The organism is Xenorhabdus szentirmaii DSM 16338, from assembly GCF_002632585.1.
GTDB lineage: Bacteria > Pseudomonadota > Gammaproteobacteria > Enterobacterales > Enterobacteriaceae > Xenorhabdus > Xenorhabdus szentirmaii.
Window position 1 is genome coordinate 2,060,120 of record NZ_NIBV01000001.1, and the last position, 25,033, is coordinate 2,085,152.

A 25,033-nucleotide genomic window follows, 5' to 3' on the forward strand; every position below is an offset into this window, starting at 1 on the left:
TTTAAGAAAATATTATCACGAGGGCTGATATGTCAGGATGGACTGGAGAATTGTATAGGTTTTATACTAATAAACCGATAGAAAAAATTTTTGAGGTGCTAAAAAGAGAAATTAATCATATAGATTATCAGTATGAGTATTATTCCTATGATGGAGAAGAGTCCTTATTTTTTATAAAGATAAAAATATGTTAGAGCATCATTTAGAAGTCGGGTATAACACAGATATTGATGGGCAAGGATGTTTTTGTATTGAGGCAAGGATTGTTAATTTACATGGCATAGCCTCATTATTTGAATTTGAAACTCAGTCAGATTTTGAACCCTATGATATAAATTTATTATTAGATAATGTATTTTATTATGTATTAGTTATCCCTGATTTTATTGAGAATTCTACATTCTGTTTCAAAATACACCGTTTTTTTACCGATGTTGTTAAAAATACACGTTAATTTATTACTTATAAATAGCCGGAGAAATTCCCCAAGATGATATTTCTGGCTATTTTATTTAAGGTTTATGAGGTGTCCGGAATTCTTATATCACTAAAAATGATTGTTGTTATGGCTTTCAAGGAAGTGTCAATTTGAAATTTGGTGCTGAATATGAATATCTTTTCAATATCTATTTGATTTCAGCCATAACTCAGATCTGATTCATGATTAAAAGGTGAGAAATCTCACCTTTGCATAGGATGTGGTGCATACTAGATTCACTGAACAAGGAATTCCACATTGATATCCATATACGATGAGCTTCCGTAAACTTTCGTCTGATTACAGTCAGCATTTCCACAAGTTGCGCTCTGAACAATATCCGGACACCCTTTGATCACGGTATACCAGCCTAAATCACTAAAATCGTATCCACGTTCAAATCTCAAAGCACAACTCATGGAATCATAAGAAACCGACCACTCAACCCATTTAGCTCTAAGAGTACAAGCACTAAATAAATTATCGTTGTCTTCTAAATGGGTAGCCTGTTTATTGCCAGGATTAATGCTTATCTGATCTGCACCACTATCATACATACAATTACTGCTTTGCTTAACTATCACAAGATTATTTACAGAAGAAGAGTGGTTTTTAAATTCCATATTATAATCAGCAGAAAGAATCTGTTGTTTGTCCGCATCAACCATTTTTTCATCTGCCCAGACTGGGGATATCAACAAACAATATAAAGCTGAACAAAATAATATATTGATAATCTTCATGTTGTGATCCTTTTGATGAAATGGTTCAAAATAACATGTTAATATTTTTAACTGTTATTGTTTTAGCGCTAATGGAGTAGTGAAATAATAACTGCAATATCATATGGATTATTTACCTGTCCAATTTAGTATAAATAAATGTGTTTGATAAACGTAACTCAAAAACCGGTGGGTAAGTGAGGTGATTTAATACATAGGATATATTCTTATTGCTTCGCTGTGTTACTAATAAAGATGTAATATCAGCAGGCAGGTATCCTTGAAATCGTTAAATGGAGTGGATTGTTGAAGGTTTAAATAGGAGCATTGGTGCGGTGTCTGAGCTTGTACTTTGAACTTTGAACTTATAAGAGGGAGAACTGACTCGCCATGAATGCGATATACTATGCTGTTCGGCTCTGCTGCTTCCGGTTTGAAGTTGTTCTTGCCCGTAGGCTGGTTGGGAGCTGGCTATGGGGTGATAACTGATGTTGCTAACTGCCGGTAAAATGGGTGGCTATGGCTTATATGAAAATTTAAGCTTTTTCTTGATCCAAAATGACGTGAGCAAAAACGGCATACATGCTTTGGTGGTTTTGATCCAAGCATAAGTATTGATCTCTGTATTTGTAAAAATCCACAAATATATTTGTGATAATCTCTACATTTAGCTGCTTCTGCCCACAAGCGGACGATTCCTAATAGCACATTATTTTTTGAAACCTCATAAATTCTTTCATTACCCAATTCCTTAGATATAACTTGTGAATGGAATGCAAAACGTATGGTATGCAAAACATATTGGTGGATAGTTTTTTCCATTGGTTCTTTTATCGGCAAAATATAACATTCAATTTAATATTTAAAATAATGGTATGTTCGCCACTGAGAAGTAGCATGGCAATCTCAGTTTTTGGCTGGTATTTTTAGAATGATCGCATACTGATTATCCCGGGGACTACCTAACCGTTTTACCTGAAAGATACACATGTTCAGGGAGATGGCGTGTATTAAAAGTAATTAATATCTTTCGTTAATTATAGTGGGAGTATCAATTAATATTATCTTCTGACAGACGGATATTAGTTTAATTTTATTCATCAGGGCTATGTAAGGTAATAATCACAAAGTACGTATGTACCCTACATCCAATAGATTTCAAATTACTGCACGCGGCAAGTGAGCGAGTCCCAACAGAACAGAACACCCTGTGACTGGGGAAGTGAACACCACAATAGAGCTGAAGCTTGGAATTTGGAAGACGTCAATCTATCTCTTACTTCCTGATTAGAATGGAATATCAAGTATGTCTGTAAATATAATATATAACGAACCGAATGAGTATATTGCTCATTTTGAATCCACTGTGACTTCTATCAGTGATCTCTTATTACGAGCGGTGCAGCAATATCCTCATTCTGGCCTCTGCTTTATTTCTGGTGAAAAAGCCAATAAGAATACGTGGGCCACATATCCTGAATTGCTGGAAGAAGCACAGCGGATACTGGGAGGATTGCGTGCCCATGCTCCCGAGCCTGATGTTCATGTTATTTTGGTTCTTGAACATGCCTACGATTTCGTGCCTGCTTTTTGGGCTTGTATTCTTGGGGGATATGTTCCTTGCCCTGTACTTCCTATCCGCAATGATCCTGAACGCTGGGAAAAACACCTTAACCATGTCAGCTCCCTGCTTGGAAATCCACTTCGGATATCCACCAAAGCGTTGCAAAGGGAGTTGACAGGGGTTACTGATGCCATCGATATCAATGAACTGCGCACCGCGATGCCGGATGACACGATTCACCAAGCGGACATTGACGATCCGGCTGTCTTTATGCTGACCTCCGGATCAACCGGCAATTCAAAAGCGGTTGTGCTGACACATGGGAATTTGCTGGCATCGATGGAAGGGAAAAATGAGCGCCAGTGCCTGACAGCAGAAGATACTACGCTGAACTGGATCTCTTTTGATCACGTCGCTGCTCTATCAGAAGCCCATCTATTGCCTTTATCCGTCGGTGCAATACAGCTCCATGTTCCATCCTCAACCATTCTCGCAGAGCCTCTGCTGTTTTTGCGCCTTATCAGCGATTATAAAGTCGCAATGACCTTCACACCCAATTTCCTTTTAGGTCAAATCAATGCCGCATTGCAATCAGGGCGGACAGATGCCCTTGAGCTTCAAAACAAATCGTTTGATCTCTCCTGCCTGAGACAAATCATTTCAGGCGGGGAAGCGACCGTTGTTGAAACCGGGAGAAATTTCTATCGTCATCTTGCCCCTTATGGATTGACAAACAATGTCATTTGGCCGGGATTTGGCATGACGGAAACATGTGCAGGCTCGATCTATTCATGCGAATTTCCTAATATTGATGCCGGCAAGGAGTTTGGTTCACTCGGTTTTCCGGTACTCGGCCTGCAAATGCGTGTTGCTGATGAAGACGGCCCTCTGACACAAGCCGGTGAGGTGGGAGAACTCCAGTTGCATGGCCCGATGATCTTCACCCGTTACTATAATAATGAAGGCGCGACGCGGGAAGCATTCACGGATGATGGCTGGTTCCGGACAGGCGATCTTGCTTTGATCGAAAACGGGCGGCTGAATCTGGTCGGAAGAAATAAAGACAGCATTATTGTGAGTGGTGTGAACTATTTCAGCCATGAGCTTGAAACGGCGCTTGAGCAGCTTTCCGGCATTGAAAAATCATTTGTTGCGGCCTTCCCGACGCGGCCTGCGGGCAGTGATACTGAGCAACTGGTCGTTGCTTTCTCTGCTTCATTCCCACATTCTGATGATAACAAGCTGTATCAACTGGTTACGGCTATCCGCAATACGACGATTCTGCTCTGGGGCTTCCGTCCAACACTGATTTTACCTTTACCAACAGACGCTTTTCAGAAAACCAGTCTGGGAAAAATACAGCGTGCGGCTATGCGCAAGCGTCTGGAGTCTGGGGTGTTTGCCGATGAAATACGTCATATCAAAGAAGTGAGTGACAGGCAGACAGGGGGCTATACTCCGCCAACAGGGGAAGCAGAAGAAATCATTGCCAATATTTATGCCGAACTATTTGGTCTTGAAACCGCTCAGATAAGTGCAACAGAAAACTTTTTTGATGTAGGGGGAACTTCCCTCGATATCGTTAAACTTAAGCAAGCTATTCAACAGCAATTCAATATCAAAGACGTTCCTATCGTCACACTTCTCCAGAATCCAACGGTACGCACACTCGCGGCCCGGATAGCCTCCCATGGCAACGGTATTTATGATCCGGTGGTTGCCCTTCAAACCACAGGCCAGAAAACACCACTTTTCTGCATCCATCCCGGAATTGGTGAAATCCTGGTTTTTGTCAATCTCGCAAAATATTTTATCAACGATCGTCCTTTTTACGCATTGCGCGCACGTGGCCTTGAAGAAGGTGAAGAACATTTCGCGTCATTTGAAGAATTGGTCAGTGTATACCTTGAAGGGATCCGTTCACGTCAGCCCCATGGCCCGTATGCCATCGCGGGATATTCATATGGCAGCCCTGTTGCTTTCGAAATAGCCAAGCGACTTGAAGCACAAGGTGAGCGCGTGGCTTTTGTTGGCAGTATCGATATGGCACCATTGCTTATGCATCAGATGGCTGACGTTGATGAAGCCGATATCGCCACCACATTGGCCTTTTTCCTCTCCTTGGTTGACAGGGAGCAGAAAGATGAGCTGCCCGCCGAAATCCGGGCTGCCGCAGGAAACCAAAATCCTTGTGAATATATCCTGAAAGATGTGTCATCTGAACGCTTGCAAGAACTGGATTTAGATGCAGAAAAATTCAAGGCCTGGGCCACATTGACGCAATCATTGTTGAGTGTGGGGCGTTCATACGTACCGACGGGTCATGTTGAATCCATCAGTGTGTTCTACGCCGATCCTCCTCGTGGATCTAAAGAAGAGTGGCTGACTCACCTCAAACGCTGGGATAGCTTTTCCCGCCAGCCAAATAATTATATCCCGGTAGCAGGCGGTCATTACGATCTGATGGGGCCGAAACATCTGGCAACCTTCCAGTCAATTTTACGTAATGAGTTGGATCGTGCCTTGGGGGATAAATAACACCAATGGCGCTCAATCATCGGTTGGATAGAAGGCTCAAATACACATGAATGTTCAGATGGAAGCAACACTGGCCATTGATGCCAGAAACATAATAGGAGAAGGTCCATTATGGGATGCCGGGGAAGCACGCCTTCTCTGGTGCGATAATGCACTGGGTATCGTGCGGGAAGCGCAATCTGATAATGGTAAAGATTGGCATACCGGCAGGCATTGGACGTTAAATCGCCATATTGGTGGTGCAGTTCCCCGCCAGAATGGTGGCGTCATTGTTGTCGCGGGCACTGATATCTTGGCGCTGGATGATGACGGTTATATCACGCCCTTTGCTCAACTGGATGCCGACCCCAAAAAAGTACGGGCGAATGATGTAAAATGCGATGCTCAGGGCAGGTTGTGGGTTGGTACACTCGGTAATGATATTCTCACCTCTTCTGGCGAGGTTATTGAAGGTCAGGGAAGCCTTTACCGTATCGATCCAGACGGCACAATGACAACCATACTGAATGATATTACGCTCTCCAACGGGCTGGACTGGAGCCCCGACGGAACATCTTTCTATTATGTGGATTCGCATACATTGGCCGTGGACATCTTCGATTTTGATGTCTCTGAAGGGACACTCCATAATCGCCGCTGTTTTAAAGCATTCGCCAAAGGTGAAGGAATACCAAACGGTTTAGTGGTTGATCAGGAGGGATGCATTTGGCTGGCTTTAATGGGCAGCGGTGCAGTACACCGTTACTCTCCAGCGGGGGAATTGATGGGGAAAGTCTTGATATCCACGCCAGCGGTCACAAGCTGTACATTTGGTGGCATTCACGGTGACAATCTGTTTATCACAAGTGCAGGCCGAAAATTACCGGATATTACTCATCATTTATATGGTCTTTCTCTGGATATCGTGGAACAGTCAGCCACGGCGCCGGGAGCGGGTGGGTTATTTATTTGCCAGCCGGGAGTTTCAGGACCAGCTGCAACACCATTTGCAGGTTAGCTGAAACCGGATAGCTAAATAGAGAGCAGACTTACCCGGTACGTTGTAAAACCTCGTTCTTCAAAGGGTGTCGCAAAAGATTACGATCATTTTTGCGAAACCCTTTTTACGGCTGGCAGCGGCCACATTATTCAGTTTCATGCCTATCTTCTGTTCAACAAGAGTATGCCAAAATCTGGCAACAGCTTCTAAAAGAATAAAGTTATATCGTGCCATATAATAGGCGTTCAGCTTATGATTTGGTTTCGATTCTTGAAGAGTATTGTAATCTAATACTTGATTGAGTTTTTTATTTTAAAGACAATTTCATTTAAAAAAGTGGGGAAAAAATGAGTAATGATTTTTACTTTCGCCTTGATATATTATCTAAAGAGTTGGATGATTTTTACACTAAGGAATATTTATCTGAGCAAGAAGAATATTTAAAAAATAAGGAAATTAAATCGTGTATTGTCGATTTGATTTTGGAAGCCAAAGCATGTAATGAAACCCAATTGATTAAAAAAGCATTATTTCTTATTTTTGACCATACGGGATGCCAACAGGATGTGGAAATTCTGAATGAAATCTTTGTTCCTTTGATTGATGAGAAAATAATCACCCAAGAATGCATTGATCAGGAATTGCAAGAAAACTCTCCTCTAGCGAGATGGTATTGATATTTTATAAGTTATAATCAATAAGTTATGGGCGATTGCTATAAAATGAATGATTATTGGCACTATATTCATATTTACGGTAGGTTGAATTCATCGCATTAAACTGCAACATAGCATGGTGTTGCAGTTTTTTATTTATTTTTATGTTAATATTTTTACGATAATGGTAAATAAATATCCGTCACAGATTCTGCTTCAGAAACCGCAGGGAATAATTTCACTCTCTCCAAAAAGAGTGGGGAATTACGTAATTCTTGATTGTTTTCTGACAACCAATTCTTATATAAGTAATTAATAAGAGTTGGTATCTCATCATCTGAACCAATATGCCTTATATAAGCACATTTTCCTGATGGGATCATCTTCCGGATCACTCCCGGATGATTAATATCAAATGCTGGCGAAATTTCTACACACAAATCTAATTGATACTCTTCTGGATCAACCTTTGTCGGATCTGCATAAACGAGATTGAATGTTTTATTTCTTTCAGGCGGTAATTTATTCTTGACTCTCCACTCCTTGAATTCTTTGATGGTATTGCCTATTTGAGCTGGCGCACCTCTATGTTCCATGACAGCGACTGATGTTTCTGTAAAATTAACGATACTGACCTCAATATGGGGTAGTTTTTCGTTCATAACTCGGGTCCTTATATGATTTATAACTTGATACTGGTTATACCAAATAGACCAGTCAGGTTTTTTTCTGAATTCATTAGGGCTTTGACCAACAGTACTTTTGAATGCGCGAGAAAATGCTTCAGAGCTTTCATAACCACATATAAGTGCAATATCCAATACTGAACGATTGCTGTATGCCAGATCATATACCGCTTTTTTTAAGCGAATTTGCCGGATATAGGCGGCAACCCCGATGCCATAATTAGCAGAAAATAATCTGTGGAAGTGATATTTAGAAAACGAAGCAATATGACTTAAAAACTCCCCATCCATCGGAGTATCAATATGTTTATCGATATATTGAAGAAGTGCATTCAACCGTTGTTTCGTCATAACTATAATATCCAATTGATCAGGTACTCGAGCATCTTACATAACCTCTTATAGTTGGACATGATAATAATTGCTGACTTTATTTAGCTAATAAAAGCGGTGGTATCTCTATCTAAAGGAAAAGTCATTTGCTATATTCCGGGTTGCATGGAATTGGTGAATTTTTAATTTATTATAACAATAAGGATGGATAAATGAGACGCTTATTATTGTTAGGCCAATTTTTTTATTTTATGGCGTTTATGTTTATATGTATGCCAATAAATGTATATGCTAACACAGAGCATCTGTCACCGGAGCAGGTGACGAAAGAATTTTACACATTGTATATTAAAGAATTTTTATCCATGGAGCATAAACATCCCATGGAGGTTCTGAATGAAGCCAAAGAATCTATATCTGAAGAATTAATTGTGCGGATCAAAGCCGTTTACGACTGTCATTCAGAAGGGGAAATGGGCGAATGCGCTGTAGAGGGTGTTTTTTCGGATTCTGATTACTTTACAAGATCGCAGGATGCGCCTGATGAATGGGCTGATGTAACCGTTGAGACAGTGAATAAGGTTGATGATTTTGCTGAGTTGGCTGTGATTTTAGGTCGCGGAACTGAATATGAATATCGCCTCCCTGTGCTTTTAGAAAAGCGGTCAGGTCAATGGAAAATCATCCTGGTGTCCAGGCATCAGCCCCAATCAGCAGAACAAATTGCTGAGGCTTTTTACATTTGGTATATGAAAGCATTGTATGCTCATAAAGATCCTTATGCATCTGATTATCAGACTATGATGAAAAAATATGTCTCTCCAAAACTCATCAATCAGTTAGATGAAATGGTGGATAAAGATTATTTTATTAAAGCGCAAGACTACCTTGATGATTGGAGACATACCACCATTATAGCTATTGATGAAAGTGATAATCGGGTAACGGCTAACGCTTATATTGCGGGATTGCAAGAAAAACCGTATAACCTTTCGGTTGAATTAGAAAAAGAATCGTCTCAATGGAAAATTGTCTCAGTATCCTTTTTAAAATTGAATTATCCCACTACTTCTTATGGTCATATCATAAATAGCCCCATTATATTGAATGAATATCATGATTACGTCTATTTAACGAGAACAAATAAGGAAGGAGCGCCATTAAGCCTTATTTTCAATGATGGAAAACGTGAAGAACAGGTTGACAGATATAGCGTTAATGGCAGTGATCCCGAAATCAAGGGGTTCTTTTTCATGAATATTGCAGGCATGAGGAACGCTTTTGTGATTGTGTCATGGAAACACAAGCATGATGCACTTAAGATTGACGGTGAATCCTATGAAGTACACGCTTATTATTATAAAGATGATGCCCTTCATAAAAACAATGATATTTCTAATGATCCTAATTTGTCAGGTCTGGAGGGGTTTTTTAATGATGAATTGTCTGTTTTTAAATATAAAACCGTGGCAGAAGTGATGGAATATGTGAACAAAAAATATAATAATAAGCACATCTCATTCTGATTACATACTCATGGCAAAATTTTTACCCAAGAGGGATCTATGTTAAAACGGTTATTTCAGTGGATATTTGGCAGGAGTTCATCCTCCTCATTATCAAAGATCAAGAAGCGTCGTAATAACAATATGGAGAAAAGCTATAGTAACCTTTCTGGCTTTGAGCATTAAAGTGGGTATAAATATCCACTTTTCTGATGTTCTCAAGTGTAATTTCTCCCCTTAAATAAATAGCGGGTTCAAAACAGAATATTTCATTATCTTCGAGAGGCCCGTGTATTCCTATCGCTTGATCAAAAACTTCATCCGTATATGCATCATTATCATCGGAAAAGAAACTCATATCTTTAAAAAATGAACAAATTTCATCATCTAACTCTAATTTGTCTTTTTCATAGCTCCGTCTTCCTCTCGGCTGATTATATTATAATTATTATGTATTGAAGTATGCATTCCTGTATTTTCACCATAAAGGAAGAGATCGCCAAGCCCACTGACAGCAATAACATGGTAGTTAACTTCGGGAATAAACTGTGCTCGCTTCATAATTAACTGCATAGTCTCTTGCGAAACCTTCCACTTCCCAATAAAGCAGAAGCCTATCCGGTAATATTCCCAGCCATTTTTTTATTATTTCTTCAGAGGTAATTTTATATTGTGTTGCCTCGCCCATTTTCTTGATAAAAGATTCAAAATAGAGATCTAACATTATTTTTTCCTGTTTTAATTAGTTATCTCCTGAGTCTTCTGGAGCACTGTTTTCCTTTTCCTGAATTTTATCATACAGCATTTGTAGATTTTCGTTTGACTCTTCTATTCTATCTTCATCGCCACTTTGTTGCGCTAATTCAAGTTTTTTCTTCATCCAATATTCTGCTTTTTCATCATTGCCTAATTCAAATTCCAATACACCCAATTGAAAAAGCGTAATATCAAGATAGGTGATTTCATTATGTTTGGTTGTCACCTTAAAAAGTTTTTCCAGTAATAATTTTGATGCTTCATAATTTTCAAGCATATATTCGTTTTGAGCAAGATTCATCATTGTTACAATCAGACGTTTATCTTCCTTTCCCAACGCTTTTTCAGCACGCAGAAGAGAGATTTTGTTCATTGATTTGGCTTCTTCATAACGACCGGACTCATGTAAACAATAAGCTAATCGTTCCCGGGGAAATAATTGCTGATCCAGCGGTAAATTTTTATCTGATTCAAAGACAGCCATCACTTTCTGATAGGCAGGAATAGCAATATCCCATTCCCCTAATTCTTCAGATATTTGTGCAAGATTATGGTAGGTATCCGTTTGTTCTTGCTCGGATAAAAAAGGGTGTTTTTGATGAATCTCCAACGCCTTTTGCGTAAATTCCAGGCTCTCTTCAGGAGAGTTTGCTTTCCATAAGATTAAACCGCGTAAAAAAGCAATTTCTCCTTGTGCCTGATAATCGGTATCCTTTACCCGGGGTTCAATGTCTTCTATTTTTCCCATTGTTTTGCTGATACTAAACATTTCATTTGGATCTAATACTTTCTTGTGAATAGCCTGTAATTCATGTAAAGGATCTGTTCTTGCAGCATGGGAAAAAGATAAAAATATTCCGGTAATAAAAATCAGCAAAACTCTAATCAAAATAAAACTCCTATTATGAAATGTGACGCTGTATTACATTGATGCTTTTGCCCGGAGAGCAGTAATAAAGAATAAATGAGCAAAGACAAGAAAGCGGTAATGTAAGAGATGGCAGGTAAATGATAATAAAAAAGCAGACTCATTTTATTGAGTCTGCTCACAGGTGATTAAGAGAAACAAATTTTTGCCCAACGGGCTAACCCCGTTGTTACTGATCCGAAGTAATTGCCTCCGATCAACGGAATGCCGGGAAGTTCTTGTTCAACAGCTTGACGAAGGATTGGTGAACTTGCTGAACCGCCTGTCATAAAGATGACATCAGGTTGAGTTCCTCCCTGTGAAATGGCTTCGCTGACCAATTTCATCATCTTGGCTTTGGTTGATTCAAACGCTGCAATCATCTGGTCACGCTGAATATCAACCTCAATCAATTCTGATAATAAATTTAATTTAACGCGATGCTCCGTTTGCTTGGAGAGAGCAATCTTGGCTTCTTCTGCACTCCTGACCAGGCTGTACCCCAATGTGTCTTGGTAGATCTTCAATAATCGGGCTACTTTCTCTGGCTCTTGGGCGTCTCTGTGCAAAGATCTTAAGACGGATAAATTCTGGCGGGAATAGAACTCTTTCTGAGCCTGAATATCGTTGATGGCAATGGGATTCCAAAACTGAGTCAGTGGCATATCAATATTAGATCCTACCTTACTGCCCAACCCGAAAGGATGCATAAGTTGTTTGAAGGTCAGGTTAATATCCAAATCATTCCCGCCAACACGCTGGCCTGTATGGGCCAGCAAACTGTCATTGCGTTCAGATTTACCTTTCCAGCCCGGCCCCATTTGAATAAGAGAACAGTCGGTTGTCCCACCACCAATATCAACGATTAATACGGTCTTATCTTTTTCCAGCGTCGCTTCATATTCCAGACCTGCGGCAACAGGCTCGAATTGAAATTCTATATTGCGAAATCCTGCCCGTTTTGCAGCATTAAACAGAATGCTCTCAGCTTGTTGATTAGATTGCTCTCCGCCACGCCCATGAAAATTGATCGGGCGACCAATCACGACATCCTCAACGATTTCTTGCTTATGGGTTTCTACCCGTAGCTTGATATTCGCCATCATGGCGCAGACTAAATCTTCGAAAAAGCAGATTTGGCTTTCCTTTAATCCCATCGCACCCAGAAAAGATTTTGGTGATTTAACATAATAGGTATCTTGGGGATCACCTAAATACCGGCTCAATGCTTCCTGACCAAATGAGACATCATCCGGCAAAAGTTCGATGCCTTCTTCACGGTTTCCGGCAATCGCACTGCGAAGAAGTTGCTCACCTGTTTGACTACCCGGTTTGATATTCCAGTGGCGAAATAAGTACTCAGAAACGGATTCCCGAGTTGGGGCCGACAAAGCTGAAGGCATATAGAAATTATCATTTTCAATCGCGATCAGCTGTGGTGTATCCCCAATCATTTCTGCTACCGCGCAATTTGATGTGCCATAGTCAAAACCGATGAACATAGCTTTTCTCATCCTCAATCGTGGAAAATTTTAAAAAGGGCGCAGATGCTATCCTAAATTGGGAATGAAGGCGAGCTTAACGGCTTATTTAACCACGCCTTTCAACCATTGAAATGATGGTGGCGAAAAGTTCATTTTCGGCTTGGGCCGCGGTGATCTCAGCTTTGCCGGTAAAAAGAGTACCAAAAGCTATAGCGCCCACTATTCCGTCCCGTTCGGTTATTGGCAATTTGGCGTGACAGGCAGCCATTATACCTATGCCCAGACCATTGCGGGATATGGCGGGAATGACATCCTGTACAGTGGTGAAAGTGACAGCGCCAATGCCAAACTCAGCCGGATATTGCATCGCAATGCTGCATCAAAAACGACGGCTACATATGAAGTCAGCCTTCGCCAAAGTAAAAATATTATCAACGAAACTGAAATCGAATCTCAAAAACGCCACACCAGTGCCTGGAAATGGGGCTACCACCGTCATTACCTTGGTACAGCGATTCTGGATGCAGGCGTGAGTTACCAGCGCGGCAACCCGCTGGTTTGGCGCACTTCCTGCTTACGCAGAACCGAATACGGGGGAAGAATATGCGACTGCATTATTCAAAATCCTGCAATGGTCAGCGTCCCTTGAAATGCCATTCAATATCGGGGCTCAACGCTTCAGTTATCAGATGACATACCTCCGCCAGATGAGTAACACCCCGCTGACATCACAAGAACAGTTCAGCATCGGCAATCGCTGGACAGTGCGCGGTTTCGACGGTGAACGAACCCTGAGCGCCAGTCGGGGCTGGTTTGTGCAAAACACACTGGCATGGAGAACTCCGCTGCCGGATCAGGAGCTGTATTTGGGGATGGACTACGGTGAAGTGGGTGGCAGGGGACTGAGTGGATGGTGGGCAACCATTTAGCCGGTGGCGTTGCAGGAATACGGGGCAACTTGAATATCGCCAATATCAGCTATGACTTCAGCGTGGGCACTTCGTTCTCCAAACCGCAAGGTTTTAAGACCAACCACAGCAATGTGAACTTCAGCGCTTGCCGGAACAAAAAAACAGGTCACAACCCAACAGGCAGGGGAAAGCAAGGTGTCAAAAGAAGTCTTCTGACTGTCGGAAACGGTTTGCCTTTAGCCGTAGTCGTTGCCCCCGCTAATACCCATGACATCAAGTTAGTCATAGAGACTCTGGCGCATCTTGAAACAGGCCGGCCGGGGCAAGCATTATTGCTTCATCTGGATAAAGCCTATGAAGCAGAATGGTTAGAAAAATAACTTAAGAAACAGCGCTATATTCCCTGTATTCAATCGAGAAAAGATGAACATAATGCGAAGCTAAACGACGTTTATTTTAAAACAAGCCGTTGGGTTGTCGAAAGGACACAGATCAGGCGAAACTAGAATTGAATGGTAATGAAATATCTCATTATTTGGTTGAAAGTGTGAAAAGTTTTAGGTTCATGAATGAAATACAAAGGGAATATTTATATTCGGAAGGTATTTTTTCTGATTCGATAGTAAAAATTGAAATCAGATTAAAACCATTTATTTCTATCGAATGTATTCTATTGGAAAAGAACAGCTATAATTTATATTGAGTTTAAAAAAGAAATGAAATGGGAGCGGTAGGAAATTATTAATGGATAAATATATTTCTCCTATTTATTTTTCACGGATATAAATTCAATAAAAGAAATTGTTTAGTGGGTTATTTTTACTATGGAAAATAACAAGGGATATAAATATGTCAAATGAGGTTTGTGGTTATTTAGAGCCAGCATTAAATTTGTCATCCAAGACTGCTTTACTGGAATTTATAGGAAAAAGCCAGTTAGGGATACAGGCTATATCTAGAAATCAGGTGTATAATTATCCGGCTGATTTACTTCCAGATGATGATTTTTTTATATTTTTAATAGGTGATGTTCCTGGCTACCATAATTCCACTTATTTAACCGATGATTACCAATACGATCCAGAAACTGTAGATATAGGTTTTCCGGTCAATCCTAAAGAAAGGGTAGATATACTTATCGATATCTTGCTTGATATCATCAAGGTAACTCATGCCACAAGAATGGTGGTTTCAATAACAGAGTGTGAGAAAATTGAAGCCATTAAAAAAATTCATATTGATGAATTGCATGCGGTTATACATGCAGATTTTGATAAATATCAAGCTCCCCCTGATACGCTTTACGATATCATTTGTATTTAATGGGTACTCCCAAAATAATATCCTTGAGTTATTTTATGGTTAGTTTAATAAATATACAAATCTAAAGGTGATGGGTAGGGAAGTATAGATGGCATTGTTAATCTAATAATATAGATATATCAACATATAAAAAGTATTACTCAATAATAACTGTTATAACTACATCCATTGTTCTTGAAAATGTGTTTTATGTCACATTTTAGTGCAACTTAATACGTTAATTTTATTTAAAAGTTTAAATTATAGCTGAAGAATAGACAAATGTTTAAAATAACATAGAGTTGGTATAACATGTTGTTTTTCATTGTAAATTGACAGGATAAAATATGGATGTCTGGATGTTCGCTCTAAAGTTCTAATTATTTATTATTTTTCAGAGTAAAATCTAAGATTAAAGTCACACTTTTCATTGTGAATAATATATCATTAAGTTTACGATCTCTTTCTCACTACAAGCACAATGTACAAAAATAAACTTTACTGCTGTTAATCAATGGAATACAAACAACCATGTACAACAATAATAAAGGGAATCGCATGAGAAAAATGGATAATCTGGAATTTAGAATATTACAAATGCTCAGAAAAAATCCTTTTCTCGCCCAAAAAGAAATAGCCGAAATTATTGGAATCAGTCGTTCAAGCGTAGCAGGCCATATCCTGAATTTACAAAAGAAAGGGCACATAAAAGGTAAGGGTTACATTTTTTCAAGTGGAAACTATGCTGTAACAGTGGGCGCTTCAAATATGGATATTACTAGTTATGCTTCGGCTGAATTGTTAAAGAGGGATTCCAACCCAGGGAAAACAAAATACACGTTAGGGGGTGTTGCTCGAAATATTGCTCATAACATTGCTGCGTTAAAAAATGACTGCTATTTAATTTCTGTTTTTGGTGATGATGCATATGGTAAGCGACTTTTTAACGAAACGAGATTAGCTGGTGTTGATGTTAGTCATACGCATAAATTAGATGACGAAAGAACATCAAGTTATAATTCGATAGTTAATAGTAAAAGTCAATTACAAACAGCCGTGAGTGATATGGATATCCTGAAAAAACTTACTCCGGAGTTGTTGAATAAATCTAAGTCGCTGATTGAACAAGCAGGGATCCTTATTATCGACTGCAATTTGACAGAAGATGCTTTGGAGTGGTTATTTAAGTATTCAGGGAGTGTGCCTATATTTGTTAATCCGGTTTCTGCACATAAGGCCGGAATAGTATGTAATTGGTTATCACATATTCATACTATCAGGCCTAATATATCGGAAGCAGAGAGAATCAGTGGCATTAAAATTAACTCAATCAAAGAGGCACAATCAGCAACATTATGGTTCCACGATCAAGGTGTGCAAAGAGTCATTTTAGATATGGAATCTGAGGGAGTGTATTATAGTGAGCTGGATTATATTTCAGGATATTCTCCAGCTCTCCCTGTCAATATTGTTAATACCCTGGGAGCAGGGGATGCAATGATGGCAGGGCTAGTGCATTGTGCGTTGGCAGGTATGGACTTTCAGGAAAGTGTATATTTCGCACAGCGCTGCGCTGCTTTTATATTATCTACTGAATTGACTTATTCATTAACACTATCTCCTTTTGCCGTTGGAGAATTGCTGGCGTTGGATTCATAACATGAATAGCAATTTATAAAATAGTATTTCTTTTCTAAAAATATAATAAAAACAGGTAGAGTATTGTGGCTAAAGCCGGGTTAAGAACCCGGCATTTTTTTATGTTTACTCACTGAATTGCAAGAATTATTTATATTTTATGGCTGAACCTTAAGCCATAAGTACAAAAATAATGGACTTAAAATTGACAAACAAGCCCAGTATGAACGGAATTTTGTAAGTAAATATCCCAAAAACCGTCTGGATAACGTTTTAAATCTTTTTCCAGGACTGTGGGTTTTTGCCAATAAAAACGATTAAGTCCGGTTTTTTTAATCGCATTTTCATAATCTTCACGGCTCCAGCGATAAAATGTAAACGGGCTTGGTGGTGTGGTCAAAAATTCTGAGTGATAGCGAACACGACCCTGCCAGGGCTCTTCGCTCAAAATTCTGAAACCATAATTATCGCAATTCCCATTTTTTAATTCATAATCAGGGGATGCCATGTAAGCGATTAATTTTCCTGAGGGTTTTAAATGATGAGCAACAGCCTGGAACATAGACTCAAGCTCTTCAGTGGATTGTGCATAGTGAAATAAGAAAGCTGCGATGATGATATCAAATTTTTCACCTAATTCCATTTTTGATACATCTTGTACGTAGAACTCAATATTATCACCGTGCAATTTGGATTTGGCTTTGGCAAGTTCAATCATTTTTTCAGATATATCAATGCCAACTACTTTTGAAGCACCGCGTTGGTGTAATTCCCGCCCAAAGTAACCATACCCACAAGCTAAATCTAAGACTGATTTTCCCGGTATGTCGCCGACCATGTTGAGTATATCTTGAAGCTCAGATTGCCGTTGAGCAACAGTATTGGAAAATTTTTCATAATGCTCGCCAATAGAATCATAGCTTGCTTGCTCTTCCATCATAACTCCTGAATATAAATATATTTATTAAAAAAAATAATAAGAATGAGATCGCAAAAAGATAAAATATCATGAAATAATTAGATATAATTATTTTTGTAATGAGAGTAACTTTCCGCGTAAAACTGCAATTGAATTAAACAAAAGATGAAATAGTACGCAACGAGGAAAAGGTGATTCAGAATTATAGGGATGATACTAATAGCCTTTCAGATTGCTGGCAACTCATTCTGTTTTCAATGCTTTGATTTTATATCAAGCTGAAATTCAGATGAATATTCTTATGGCTAGGCTGAATATGTTTTGAGCATACCAATTGCCTCTTGTTTTATTGCATGATTATAGTTGATTCGTTCAAATTTATACTTAATCAACTAATTGTTGCGCATTTAGCTTGAAAATAAAATAACCCAGCCAATAAGACCCTGTCTTAAATTTTCCTAAGGTAATTCAAAGGATAGAATATTTAAGTATTTTACAGGTTCAACTATGGTAATGGTGGCTTGCAACAAGATGCTTGCAAGGCTGTATTACTTTCCAACCCCGACAGGCAAATAATCACCCGATCAACCTTTCATTCATCAAAAACAACAACAGCAAGGGCAGGAACAACGCTTGTAAGTTAAGGCACCAAGAGTGCGTTTGTCAGATGATGTGGCATCAGTTTCACGGTTGGTATTCTCTCGTAAGCTCCTTGTTTTGTGATCTGGCAGGTAATACTAACAGGGCAGGGGTTATGCCTCATTGGTGCCTTTACAACGTTTGGTTGATTTAGCTGATGGGCAATGTGGAGTTCAGGGTATTCGTTTATTGATGAGTAGTAGGCAAAATAGGCTGATTTCCCATGGTTAGGTCACAACTTGGGTAATGGCACTGGAACAGGATCTAAGCCAGGGAGAATTGAAACTGGCAATTATACCGGAAACTGTCCGTCAAATACGTTGTGCAGATGAGGCAGATAAATATATAACACTCTGTACTGACATACCTGCCTATGAAGGTAAATTATTGGATTTTATTGATATTGTTATTTAGCGCCAATAGCCCCGTTTTAGTATATGGAGTCAGAGTTGATAACAGGGGGACTAAATCCACTGGGTGTGTACAAGGTGGGTTGATGTTTGCGCTGGGCCATATCATTATTTAATGGTGAGATTGTAATTATAAATACAGAAAAGCCAGAAAAATTAGGCAAAATAGAAACGGAAAAATAGAAAATGTGGCCTTTAACTGACAAATTACTTTCAATTGGTAGCCATGATATTTCCTCGGCTAAATCAGAAAAATATATTACTTCTGATTATGGAAAATCATTGGTAAATGAATTGAGCTATTTATTGACTAAAAAAATGGGTTTTATGGCTTTGAATCTGCATTACACATTTTTCCATATGAAACGATAGGTGAAGAAATCGGTTTAATTGATTGGAATAACAACGGGTTATGTATTAATTCGTACGGAGGTATGGCTAAAGGGGCTTTTTTCTTTGCAGAAGATATCTTTGGAAATCAGTTTTGTTTAAAAGAAGGGTGTGTTCATACATTCGATCCTGAAACAGGATTATTTGATAAATTAGCCGAGAGTATAAATGAATGGAGTGGGATTATCTTGGAAAATTATGAATTCTTAACTGGATATGCTTTGGCTCATAATTGGCAAAATATTTATGGCCCTAGTCAATCTGGTTTTCGTTTAGTCCCTAAAATTCCCTTTGTTTTAGGGGGAGAATATGAATTGGAAAATATTTATTTTGATGGGCGGTTTTTAAGGGTTTTTAATAGTGAAAATTCTGGCTAAGTGATTTTTGACTTAGCCAGCTGAAATATCAGTAAGGTTAATTTATTTATTACTCAGTAATTTTTGGATACCTATTTTTTGGATTATAATTTCTACAACCAGCTTTACCAAAGATTTTATGATGAGATACAAAATTTCCATCCTGCCAAAACCTTAAATTTTGTTTAACTTCATCAGTATCTTTATGGTGATATAACCAATGTAATTAACTGGATGTTATATTTAGGTTATGGTTCTGTTTTAAATTTTTTCTTCATAGGTTTTATTGTGTTTGTATCCCTTATATTCAAGAACTTCTAACTTTATCGGTTTTAAATTTCCTTCTAATAATTCAGCTCCCAGAATAATTTCTCTACCTTGATTTTCTTCAATATCATGAGGGCCATTGAAGGCGAACCCATTCTCTGTTAATGTTGGCATTAATGGTTTTTCATGATTTATATTTTCATCAATAATATTATCATTAATGACACCATGATTCTCAATCAAGAAATCTTTTATTGCAGATGCTTTATTTTCTCCACTCAGACCTCCATGCCCATGAGCTTTGTTTGTATTTTTAATAATGGGTATATCGTTTAAAACTTCAAAAGTATGAAGGTAAACCTTTCCATTTCCTGTATCTTCATCAATATAATCGGCCGAATAGCCTTCGGCTAATTTTGAATCTAACGCAAAATATTGACCAGCCCATTCATCCTGAGCATTTTCTGCTGCTTTTATTTTTTCTAAATCAAAGTTTTTATATTTGCTTAATTTATATATTTTTGTTCCTTTATCTAGTTTTTCTACAGTTAAATGATTTGGATTGATTTTAAGAAGTTCCGCTCCCATTTCTTTGAGTTTTTCCTGAGAAAAGTCGTTTAGTTGCTTTAAGGTTAATTCGCTTACATTATTATTAAATTCTTTATTTTTTGAATTTAATGAGTTTTTTGTTTTATTTTCAGGTAATTTTATATTTTTGCTAAATGACATATTTTCCTCAAATTGAAAATCGCTTTCAGAAAGCTCTTTCTTCTTTGATTCTTTTTTACTTTCTATTGCATACATTATCCATTCCACCTTAATTTGTTATTTTTTAATCTCTTATCATTAATGGCACTATTATAGGAAGCTGGTTCAAGATAGCTGGTGACAGGAGCACTGCCTGTATGTGTAAGTAGGCTTCTATCATTCCGACTAAAACAAAATCCTAATATGACATGGTTACCATCATCAAATTCTCTTTCATAATCTGAACGGGTCATATTTCCTGAGTCTAGCACTGTGATATTTCTGTTTCCTAACGTCTGATAATCTCTTTGATCTTCTGTGAAAAAATCAGGTTCAAGAAGGTATTTGAACCGTTTGCCAAACCACCTACTAAACCATTTGCCAGAACGATTCCAATTTTGTCCCGTATCTGTGCTATGAGTACCGGATATAATGGTGATATCTCGAGGGTTAGGTAAAGAATGGCTAGGCCGACGCGCTATACTTCTGAGAGGGTCTATTATATGATTTACGTTAATTTCTTGGTCTGAACCATAAATATTTTTTCCTGCGTGTGTCACTTCATGCCATTGTGGATTTCTGCTTTGCAGAGCTGAAGCTGCTGGTACTCTTTTGCGTTCTGGTATCTTATTTCTTTTTGTTGGTATATTCTCATATCTGTATGAATATCGATTTAATACATTTCCTTTTGTCAGATTATATTTTTTGTGATCTGATTCTTCCTCTAATATAGAATTATTAGTATTGTTTTTTTTAGATGAATGTTGCCTTGAAGAAGATCCTTTTTGTTTTTTGATTAATTGTTCGACGATAGACATGCAATGCCCCCTTATTGATATGAATTGCTTTTTGATAAAATATATTGAATACAATTCAGAGATGATTTAATAAGTTCTTATCTATCTAAGAAATTCAAAATCTATTAATTCATTGTTTTGCTTTTTATAAAAATTAGAATCAGAACGTTTTTCGTTTTTATAATCCTCCTCGATATCTTTAAGTTGTTCGTAGAGTGATATCACTTTATTGTACAAACATTCCCCTTCTTCCGTTAGAGTTAATCCCTGGCTTTTCCTGACAAAGAGTTTTACACCTAATGAAAACTCTAGCTTTTTTAAACTTCGGCTAATGGGTGACTCCGTGATAAAAAGCTCCTTTGTTGCCTTGTTTATTGATTTATTTTTGGCTACAACAATAAAATTTGCTAAGTCTTTTGAAATAAACACCTGAACTCCTTTTTAAATGCAAATAGGGTTTATTCCTGGTGTTATAAAATTATCAACAAATTGTTATTTTTATTTCAATATCATTGGTAAAAACCACCGTCTTTAGACGGTGACTTTGACTTTAATTTTTTGACCTATGCGCGTTTACGAGGTGCGTGGTTCGACGACTTTCAGTCGTCGGCACCGAAGTGCGCTAACCCACCTACTTCAGTAGGTGGTAGTTAAGTTTGATTAAATAAATTTATGCAATAGCTTATCGAAATAAAAATCATTCATTACGCAACAATCATATATATGCGATAATATTTGTCAATAATTAATAATACGGTGTATTGTATATATCAATGTGAATATTAAATAAAAATTCTTATTTAATATCAGCGAAGTGCTCTTGATGTATAATTGGTCAATCTTATTAACTATAAGTTTTATTTAAATATTATTAGGGCTTAATTTTTCTGGGCAATGTTTACTATTCCATGACTTATGAAAATAACAGTGAATTAAATACCAATAAGATCATTTTTTTCTATGTGGTTAATTCGGATGACATCATTATCGATTGTAGTAACAATCTTGTTAGCGTTTAACCAGTGTTCAAAGATTTTATTGATATCCTGTAGATATTTTTGATGGGTAATGCCTGATACAGATAGGGAGATCAAAACTTCTGTTGAATTATCAGTGGGTTTAGTCTCTTTCATTGTCAATAATCCAACTTTGCTCAGGGCCAGCCTGATATTTTCTTCACTTTCTAATTCAGCAACAGGTTGTATTTTTAGTTCTGTAATCAATAATTCCCTCAAGGCATGACTAATCATTTCCTGATTGAGTGATGTGGTCTGTTCCACGGTAGAAGAAATGGTGTTTATCGGGGATGTCTTATTTTGTTCATCAGTGAGGCTAATCGGTATTGTTACTGAGTAATTTAAAGAAAGTCGTGGGCGATTCCCCAGTGATTGCCAAAAACTCCCTAAACTGTTTAAACTTTCTTTTGGAGGTACAACCTGAGTATAGGCACCAGGAATGCCTGCCAGTTGGCGGTTATTAATCAGCGCCTTCAAAACTTGCGACATAACTTGTATTGCCTGATTATCCGGTTGGCTATCCGGACTGTTGGGATCGGTTGCAGGCTTGCTTGATTCCCAATAGGTAATCAGATAGTTACATTGAATATTGACCCAACCTGGCAACAGTCTCCCTGAAGCGGCATTAAATACTCTGGATTCTGTTGAGCGAAGCTGTAGATCTTCATGGATATCATAAAGAAAGACGCTCACCATGGCATCAGATTGCACTGTATCTAACTCAGGCAGATCAAAACGGATTGCTATTTTTTTATCCAGATATTTTTCCAGAATTGCCTTCATTGCTTTATTGGCATCAATAACGGTTTGCATTTTCAACATAAAAAGATCCTCTTGATTGGTGTGTGTGGTAAAGATTAAGTGATGAATACATTTAATTTTTAGTAATGTTTGTTGCTATGGTTTTTTATGAATTGCTAAAAGTTAATCTGCCCACTTTATCTAATTCTCGTGATAATGCTGTTTCAATATGATTATTATTAACTTCTTTTTGGTTATTCTCTGCGGCAAAAAGCGAAGACAATAGTGCAATATTTCTAATATTCGCTCCTGTTATTCCTGCTCGTTGGGCCAATTTATCGAAATCCACATCTTGGGAAACGTTTATATTTTCAGGCCAGATTGACTGCCACATTTTTTTGCGGAGAACTTCATCCGGGTAAGTAAAGCGGGTAATAAAGGTAAAACGGCGATTAAAGGCGTTGTCCAAATGGCTACGATGATTCGTGGATAAAATCACTAATCCGGGATAGTTTTCCAGCCGTTGCAATAAATAAGAGACTTCAATATTCGCGTGCCGGTCTTGCGCATCTTTGGTTTCACTGCGTTTACCAAATAGGGCATCGGCTTCATCAAAGAATAAAACACCGGCATCCTGTTCGGCCAAGTCGAAGATACGGGATAAATTTTTCTCGGTTTCACCGACGTATTTATTCACAACGGTGGATAAATCCACTTTGATTAAGTCAACGCCAATACAGTTGGCAATGACTTCTGCCGCCATGGTTTTCCCTGTTCCGGAATCACCATAAAACAGGGCACTGATACCAGTACCATAACCAATTTTATCTTTAAAACCTTCCGCCAGAACGTGCTCCCGATACTTAATTGCCGTGAGTATTTCTTGTATTTGTTGCGCAATATCATCGGATACCAATAAATCTTCCATTGAACGTTGAGGCGTAATTCGCTGGGCTAATTGCCCGAAGTTTTGCTGGGCACGTAAATTGAGTGCCTTGTGTATATCGCATTGCTGCAAGGTATCCAAAGGGTTTCGCTGCTGTTGGTAAAGTTGGGCTTCCTGCAAAATCAATGGCAGGGTTTCGGGGTTAAAGGTGTAACGCTGGCTTAAGGATATGGCATCAATATTATTTGCACAGTGGCCGGGCAATTGTGTCGTCAATAGATTCGTTTTTTCTTTTGGCGTCAGAGCAGGCATTTCAATCAGTAATGCTGATAATTTTCTTGGCCAGACCATTGGAGAAGAGGGTTCAATTAAACACACCACCCTTAATTCAGGTTGCTGCAATAAAGTGGATAAAGGTTCCAGCAGTTGTTTATTTTGTTCTGCGAATAGGCAAAAGTTTCTCAATAATAAGCAGGCGCCGCGCATGCGAATTTCCCGCAAAATGTGCTTTATCCGGGAAAGCAGGGCGTCATCATCATTGTCAGCTAATTTGGCTATATCTACCATTAACGTTTGGCGCTCTTCTGACGCCATGATATTGGCAACTGAATAAGCTCTGGCGCTGCCGGTATTGCCCTTTAATAAGACAATGGAACGAATATCATTGTGCCCAGATAATAATGCGTTATTGAGTAACTGCCTTAATTGGATTGGAAAATAACCATTCTCTTCTGGCGTTAACCACTCAGAATAATATTCTAAGTCAGGCGTAAGGTGATGGTGACCAAGTAAAAAATGATACACGCTGTTGTCAGTGATAAAAGGGGTATGGAGCCAGGATAATCTTTTCTGGCGGTTATCAATGGATAATAGCTGGCAGCCAATCAAGGGGGAACGATGGAGGAAACTGGCTTGTTGTGCCTGTTTCTCCGACATTGAGCGACAAAATAGCGCCAACGCCAGCGCAAAAGAAGGCAATCGAGCTTGTTGTTCTCCTTGGATTAGGGCAAACAGTTGAGAATAGCGGCTATCAAAATGGGGAAGTAAGCCTAACAGCAAAACGTCCCTTTCAAAATCAGTCAGCTCAAAACGCTCAATCAGGTCAGTGAGCCGGGATGCAACTGGTGTGACAGTTTGCGGTATAGCCAGATAATCATCATTGAGCCAGTGAGGTTTACCCATTGGGTTATCCAGTCTGGCGATAATATCGTCTTCACTTAACAGGAATTCATCAAGGCGCTCATCTTGCTGACCTGTCAGGCAATGGAAATGATATTGAAGAGTGAGATCGATACGTTCCAGTTGGCTCAATAAAAATGCTAAATCAGAGTCATTATTTTGCTGAAATAAATGAGGGAAAATAGGTGCAGTATTCATAAATTCTTACTCAGGCTATTTATACTTAA

Annotated in this window: 21 protein-coding genes and 3 pseudogenes; 12 read left to right on the forward strand and 12 right to left on the reverse strand. The window is 38.5% G+C overall.

Annotation, left to right across the window (positions count from 1 at the left end):
- Positions 1–187: 187 nt before the first annotated feature.
- A complete protein-coding gene (locus Xsze_RS22670; protein WP_244431837.1) occupies positions 188–454 on the forward strand; it encodes a hypothetical protein in 267 nt (88 codons plus the stop codon).
- Positions 455–714: 260 nt separating this feature from the next.
- On the opposite strand, the gene Xsze_RS09350 is transcribed toward Xsze_RS22670, so the two are convergent.
- A complete protein-coding gene (locus Xsze_RS09350; protein WP_038240619.1) occupies positions 715–1,221 on the reverse strand; it encodes a hypothetical protein in 507 nt (168 codons plus the stop codon).
- A 467-nt stretch (positions 1,222–1,688) separates the two neighbouring features.
- Here Xsze_RS09350 and Xsze_RS23100 point away from each other — a divergent pair, with 467 nt between their 5' ends.
- The 4 genes from Xsze_RS23100 (at position 1,689) to Xsze_RS09365 (ending at position 6,958) form a co-directional block, all read left to right on the forward strand.
- Positions 1,689–1,811, forward strand: a complete 123-nt coding sequence (locus Xsze_RS23100) for a hypothetical protein (protein ID WP_255296626.1) — start codon at positions 1,689–1,691, stop codon at positions 1,809–1,811.
- Between the two features lie 695 nt (positions 1,812–2,506).
- Entirely contained in the window at positions 2,507–5,302 is a 2,796-nt protein-coding gene (locus Xsze_RS09355) for a non-ribosomal peptide synthetase (RefSeq protein ID WP_038240618.1), read from the forward strand.
- Between the two features lie 46 nt (positions 5,303–5,348).
- The gene (locus tag Xsze_RS09360; protein ID WP_038240617.1) at positions 5,349–6,299 is read left to right on the forward strand and encodes an SMP-30/gluconolactonase/LRE family protein; all 951 of its coding nucleotides are present in this window, start codon (positions 5,349–5,351) and stop codon (positions 6,297–6,299) included.
- Between the two features lie 329 nt (positions 6,300–6,628).
- Positions 6,629–6,958, forward strand: a complete 330-nt coding sequence (locus tag Xsze_RS09365) for a hypothetical protein (RefSeq protein ID WP_038240616.1) — start codon at positions 6,629–6,631, stop codon at positions 6,956–6,958.
- A 155-nt stretch (positions 6,959–7,113) separates the two neighbouring features.
- Here Xsze_RS09365 and Xsze_RS09370 read toward each other — a convergent pair whose 3' ends face one another.
- Complete coding sequence (locus tag Xsze_RS09370; protein ID WP_038240615.1) at positions 7,114–7,974, reverse strand: AraC family transcriptional regulator; 861 nt, start codon at positions 7,972–7,974, stop codon at positions 7,114–7,116.
- A gap of 194 nt (positions 7,975–8,168) precedes the next feature.
- On the opposite strand from Xsze_RS09370, the gene Xsze_RS09375 reads away from it, so the two are divergent.
- Positions 8,169–9,482 (forward strand): DUF3828 domain-containing protein, encoded by a 1,314-nt coding sequence (locus Xsze_RS09375; RefSeq protein WP_051462510.1) that lies wholly within the window; start codon positions 8,169–8,171, stop codon positions 9,480–9,482.
- Between the two features lie 100 nt (positions 9,483–9,582).
- Here the strand turns inward: Xsze_RS09375 and Xsze_RS23315 are convergent, their stop codons facing one another.
- From Xsze_RS23315 to yegD, 4 genes and pseudogenes are all read right to left on the reverse strand, one after another.
- Positions 9,583–9,840: a T6SS immunity protein Tdi1 domain-containing protein gene (locus Xsze_RS23315; RefSeq protein WP_422645799.1), complete on the reverse strand. Its 258-nt coding sequence runs from the start codon at positions 9,838–9,840 to the stop codon at positions 9,583–9,585.
- Between the two features lie 14 nt (positions 9,841–9,854).
- A pseudogene (locus tag Xsze_RS23320) lies at positions 9,855–10,185 on the reverse strand (GAD-like domain-containing protein).
- Between the two features lie 18 nt (positions 10,186–10,203).
- The gene (locus Xsze_RS09390; protein ID WP_038240612.1) at positions 10,204–11,106 is read right to left on the reverse strand and encodes a tetratricopeptide repeat protein; all 903 of its coding nucleotides are present in this window, start codon (positions 11,104–11,106) and stop codon (positions 10,204–10,206) included.
- 167 nt (positions 11,107–11,273) lie between these two features.
- The gene (gene yegD, locus Xsze_RS09395; RefSeq protein ID WP_038240611.1) at positions 11,274–12,626 is read right to left on the reverse strand and encodes a molecular chaperone; all 1,353 of its coding nucleotides are present in this window, start codon (positions 12,624–12,626) and stop codon (positions 11,274–11,276) included.
- A gap of 154 nt (positions 12,627–12,780) precedes the next feature.
- Here yegD and Xsze_RS21800 point away from each other — a divergent pair.
- The 4 genes and pseudogenes from Xsze_RS21800 to Xsze_RS09420 form a co-directional block, all read left to right on the forward strand.
- Positions 12,781–13,674 (forward strand): annotated as a pseudogene (locus Xsze_RS21800) (ShlB/FhaC/HecB family hemolysin secretion/activation protein); the annotation flags it as partial.
- Positions 13,672–14,007 (forward strand): annotated as a pseudogene (locus Xsze_RS22675) (transposase); the annotation flags it as partial. The pseudogenes Xsze_RS21800 and Xsze_RS22675, both read left to right, overlap by 3 nt.
- A 361-nt stretch (positions 14,008–14,368) precedes the next feature.
- Complete coding sequence (locus Xsze_RS09415) at positions 14,369–14,842, forward strand: hypothetical protein (RefSeq protein ID WP_038240609.1); 474 nt, start codon at positions 14,369–14,371, stop codon at positions 14,840–14,842.
- Positions 14,843–15,388: 546 nt separating this feature from the next.
- Positions 15,389–16,480 carry a PfkB family carbohydrate kinase gene (locus Xsze_RS09420; protein WP_084616336.1) on the forward strand — a complete coding sequence of 364 codons (1,092 nt, stop codon included), beginning with the start codon at positions 15,389–15,391 and terminating at the stop codon, positions 16,478–16,480.
- Positions 16,481–16,658: 178 nt separating this feature from the next.
- Here the strand turns inward: Xsze_RS09420 and Xsze_RS09425 are convergent, their stop codons facing one another.
- Complete coding sequence (locus Xsze_RS09425) at positions 16,659–17,396, reverse strand: class I SAM-dependent DNA methyltransferase (protein WP_038240607.1); 738 nt, start codon at positions 17,394–17,396, stop codon at positions 16,659–16,661.
- 867 nt (positions 17,397–18,263) lie between these two features.
- Here Xsze_RS09425 and Xsze_RS22150 point away from each other — a divergent pair.
- Both Xsze_RS22150 and Xsze_RS09435 read left to right on the forward strand, forming a co-directional pair.
- A complete protein-coding gene (locus Xsze_RS22150; protein WP_156935902.1) occupies positions 18,264–18,431 on the forward strand; it encodes a hypothetical protein in 168 nt (55 codons plus the stop codon).
- A gap of 430 nt (positions 18,432–18,861) precedes the next feature.
- On the forward strand, positions 18,862–19,194 hold the full coding sequence (locus tag Xsze_RS09435; RefSeq protein WP_051462504.1) for a hypothetical protein: 333 nt from the start codon (positions 18,862–18,864) through the stop codon (positions 19,192–19,194).
- Positions 19,195–19,434: 240 nt separating this feature from the next.
- Here Xsze_RS09435 and Xsze_RS09440 read toward each other — a convergent pair whose 3' ends face one another.
- From Xsze_RS09440 to Xsze_RS09460, 5 genes are all read right to left on the reverse strand, one after another.
- The gene (locus tag Xsze_RS09440; RefSeq protein WP_038240606.1) at positions 19,435–20,244 is read right to left on the reverse strand and encodes a hypothetical protein; all 810 of its coding nucleotides are present in this window, start codon (positions 20,242–20,244) and stop codon (positions 19,435–19,437) included.
- The gene (locus tag Xsze_RS09445) at positions 20,244–21,005 is read right to left on the reverse strand and encodes a hypothetical protein (protein WP_038240605.1); all 762 of its coding nucleotides are present in this window, start codon (positions 21,003–21,005) and stop codon (positions 20,244–20,246) included. Before Xsze_RS09445 ends, Xsze_RS09440 begins: the two co-directional genes overlap by 1 nt.
- 81 nt (positions 21,006–21,086) lie before the next feature.
- A complete protein-coding gene (locus tag Xsze_RS09450) occupies positions 21,087–21,413 on the reverse strand; it encodes a helix-turn-helix domain-containing protein (RefSeq protein ID WP_038240604.1) in 327 nt (108 codons plus the stop codon).
- 503 nt (positions 21,414–21,916) lie between these two features.
- Positions 21,917–22,822, reverse strand: a complete 906-nt coding sequence (locus Xsze_RS09455; protein ID WP_038240603.1) for a Pvc16 family protein — start codon at positions 22,820–22,822, stop codon at positions 21,917–21,919.
- Between the two features lie 85 nt (positions 22,823–22,907).
- On the reverse strand, positions 22,908–25,004 hold the full coding sequence (locus tag Xsze_RS09460; RefSeq protein ID WP_038240602.1) for an ATP-binding protein: 2,097 nt from the start codon (positions 25,002–25,004) through the stop codon (positions 22,908–22,910).
- Positions 25,005–25,033 lie beyond the last annotated feature (29 nt).

What these genes read in the sequence shown, in the direction of transcription:
- Xsze_RS09420 (WP_084616336.1), top strand. Translation starts at nt 15,389, where the DNA reads ATGGATAATCTGGAATTTAGAATATTACAAATGCTCAGAAAAAATCCT.
- Xsze_RS23100 (WP_255296626.1), top strand. Translation starts at nt 1,689, where the DNA reads ATGTTGCTAACTGCCGGTAAAATGGGTGGCTATGGCTTATATGAAAAT.
- Xsze_RS22150 (WP_156935902.1), top strand. Translation starts at nt 18,264, where the DNA reads ATGGCACTGGAACAGGATCTAAGCCAGGGAGAATTGAAACTGGCAATT.
- Xsze_RS09365 (WP_038240616.1), top strand. Translation starts at nt 6,629, where the DNA reads ATGAGTAATGATTTTTACTTTCGCCTTGATATATTATCTAAAGAGTTG.
- Xsze_RS09435 (WP_051462504.1), top strand. Translation starts at nt 18,862, where the DNA reads ATGGCTAAAGGGGCTTTTTTCTTTGCAGAAGATATCTTTGGAAATCAG.
- Xsze_RS09375 (WP_051462510.1), top strand. Translation starts at nt 8,169, where the DNA reads ATGAGACGCTTATTATTGTTAGGCCAATTTTTTTATTTTATGGCGTTT.
- Xsze_RS22670 (WP_244431837.1), top strand. Translation starts at nt 188, where the DNA reads ATGTTAGAGCATCATTTAGAAGTCGGGTATAACACAGATATTGATGGG.
- Xsze_RS09415 (WP_038240609.1), top strand. Translation starts at nt 14,369, where the DNA reads ATGTCAAATGAGGTTTGTGGTTATTTAGAGCCAGCATTAAATTTGTCA.
- Xsze_RS09350 (WP_038240619.1), bottom strand. Translation starts at nt 1,221, where the DNA reads ATGAAGATTATCAATATATTATTTTGTTCAGCTTTATATTGTTTGTTG.
- yegD (WP_038240611.1), bottom strand. Translation starts at nt 12,626, where the DNA reads ATGTTCATCGGTTTTGACTATGGCACATCAAATTGCGCGGTAGCAGAA.
- Xsze_RS09355 (WP_038240618.1), top strand. Translation starts at nt 2,507, where the DNA reads ATGTCTGTAAATATAATATATAACGAACCGAATGAGTATATTGCTCAT.
- Xsze_RS09440 (WP_038240606.1), bottom strand. Translation starts at nt 20,244, where the DNA reads ATGTATGCAATAGAAAGTAAAAAAGAATCAAAGAAGAAAGAGCTTTCT.
- Xsze_RS09455 (WP_038240603.1), bottom strand. Translation starts at nt 22,822, where the DNA reads ATGTTGAAAATGCAAACCGTTATTGATGCCAATAAAGCAATGAAGGCA.
- Xsze_RS09445 (WP_038240605.1), bottom strand. Translation starts at nt 21,005, where the DNA reads ATGTCTATCGTCGAACAATTAATCAAAAAACAAAAAGGATCTTCTTCA.
- Xsze_RS09370 (WP_038240615.1), bottom strand. Translation starts at nt 7,974, where the DNA reads ATGACGAAACAACGGTTGAATGCACTTCTTCAATATATCGATAAACAT.
- Xsze_RS09460 (WP_038240602.1), bottom strand. Translation starts at nt 25,004, where the DNA reads ATGAATACTGCACCTATTTTCCCTCATTTATTTCAGCAAAATAATGAC.
- Xsze_RS09360 (WP_038240617.1), top strand. Translation starts at nt 5,349, where the DNA reads ATGAATGTTCAGATGGAAGCAACACTGGCCATTGATGCCAGAAACATA.
- Xsze_RS09425 (WP_038240607.1), bottom strand. Translation starts at nt 17,396, where the DNA reads ATGGAAGAGCAAGCAAGCTATGATTCTATTGGCGAGCATTATGAAAAA.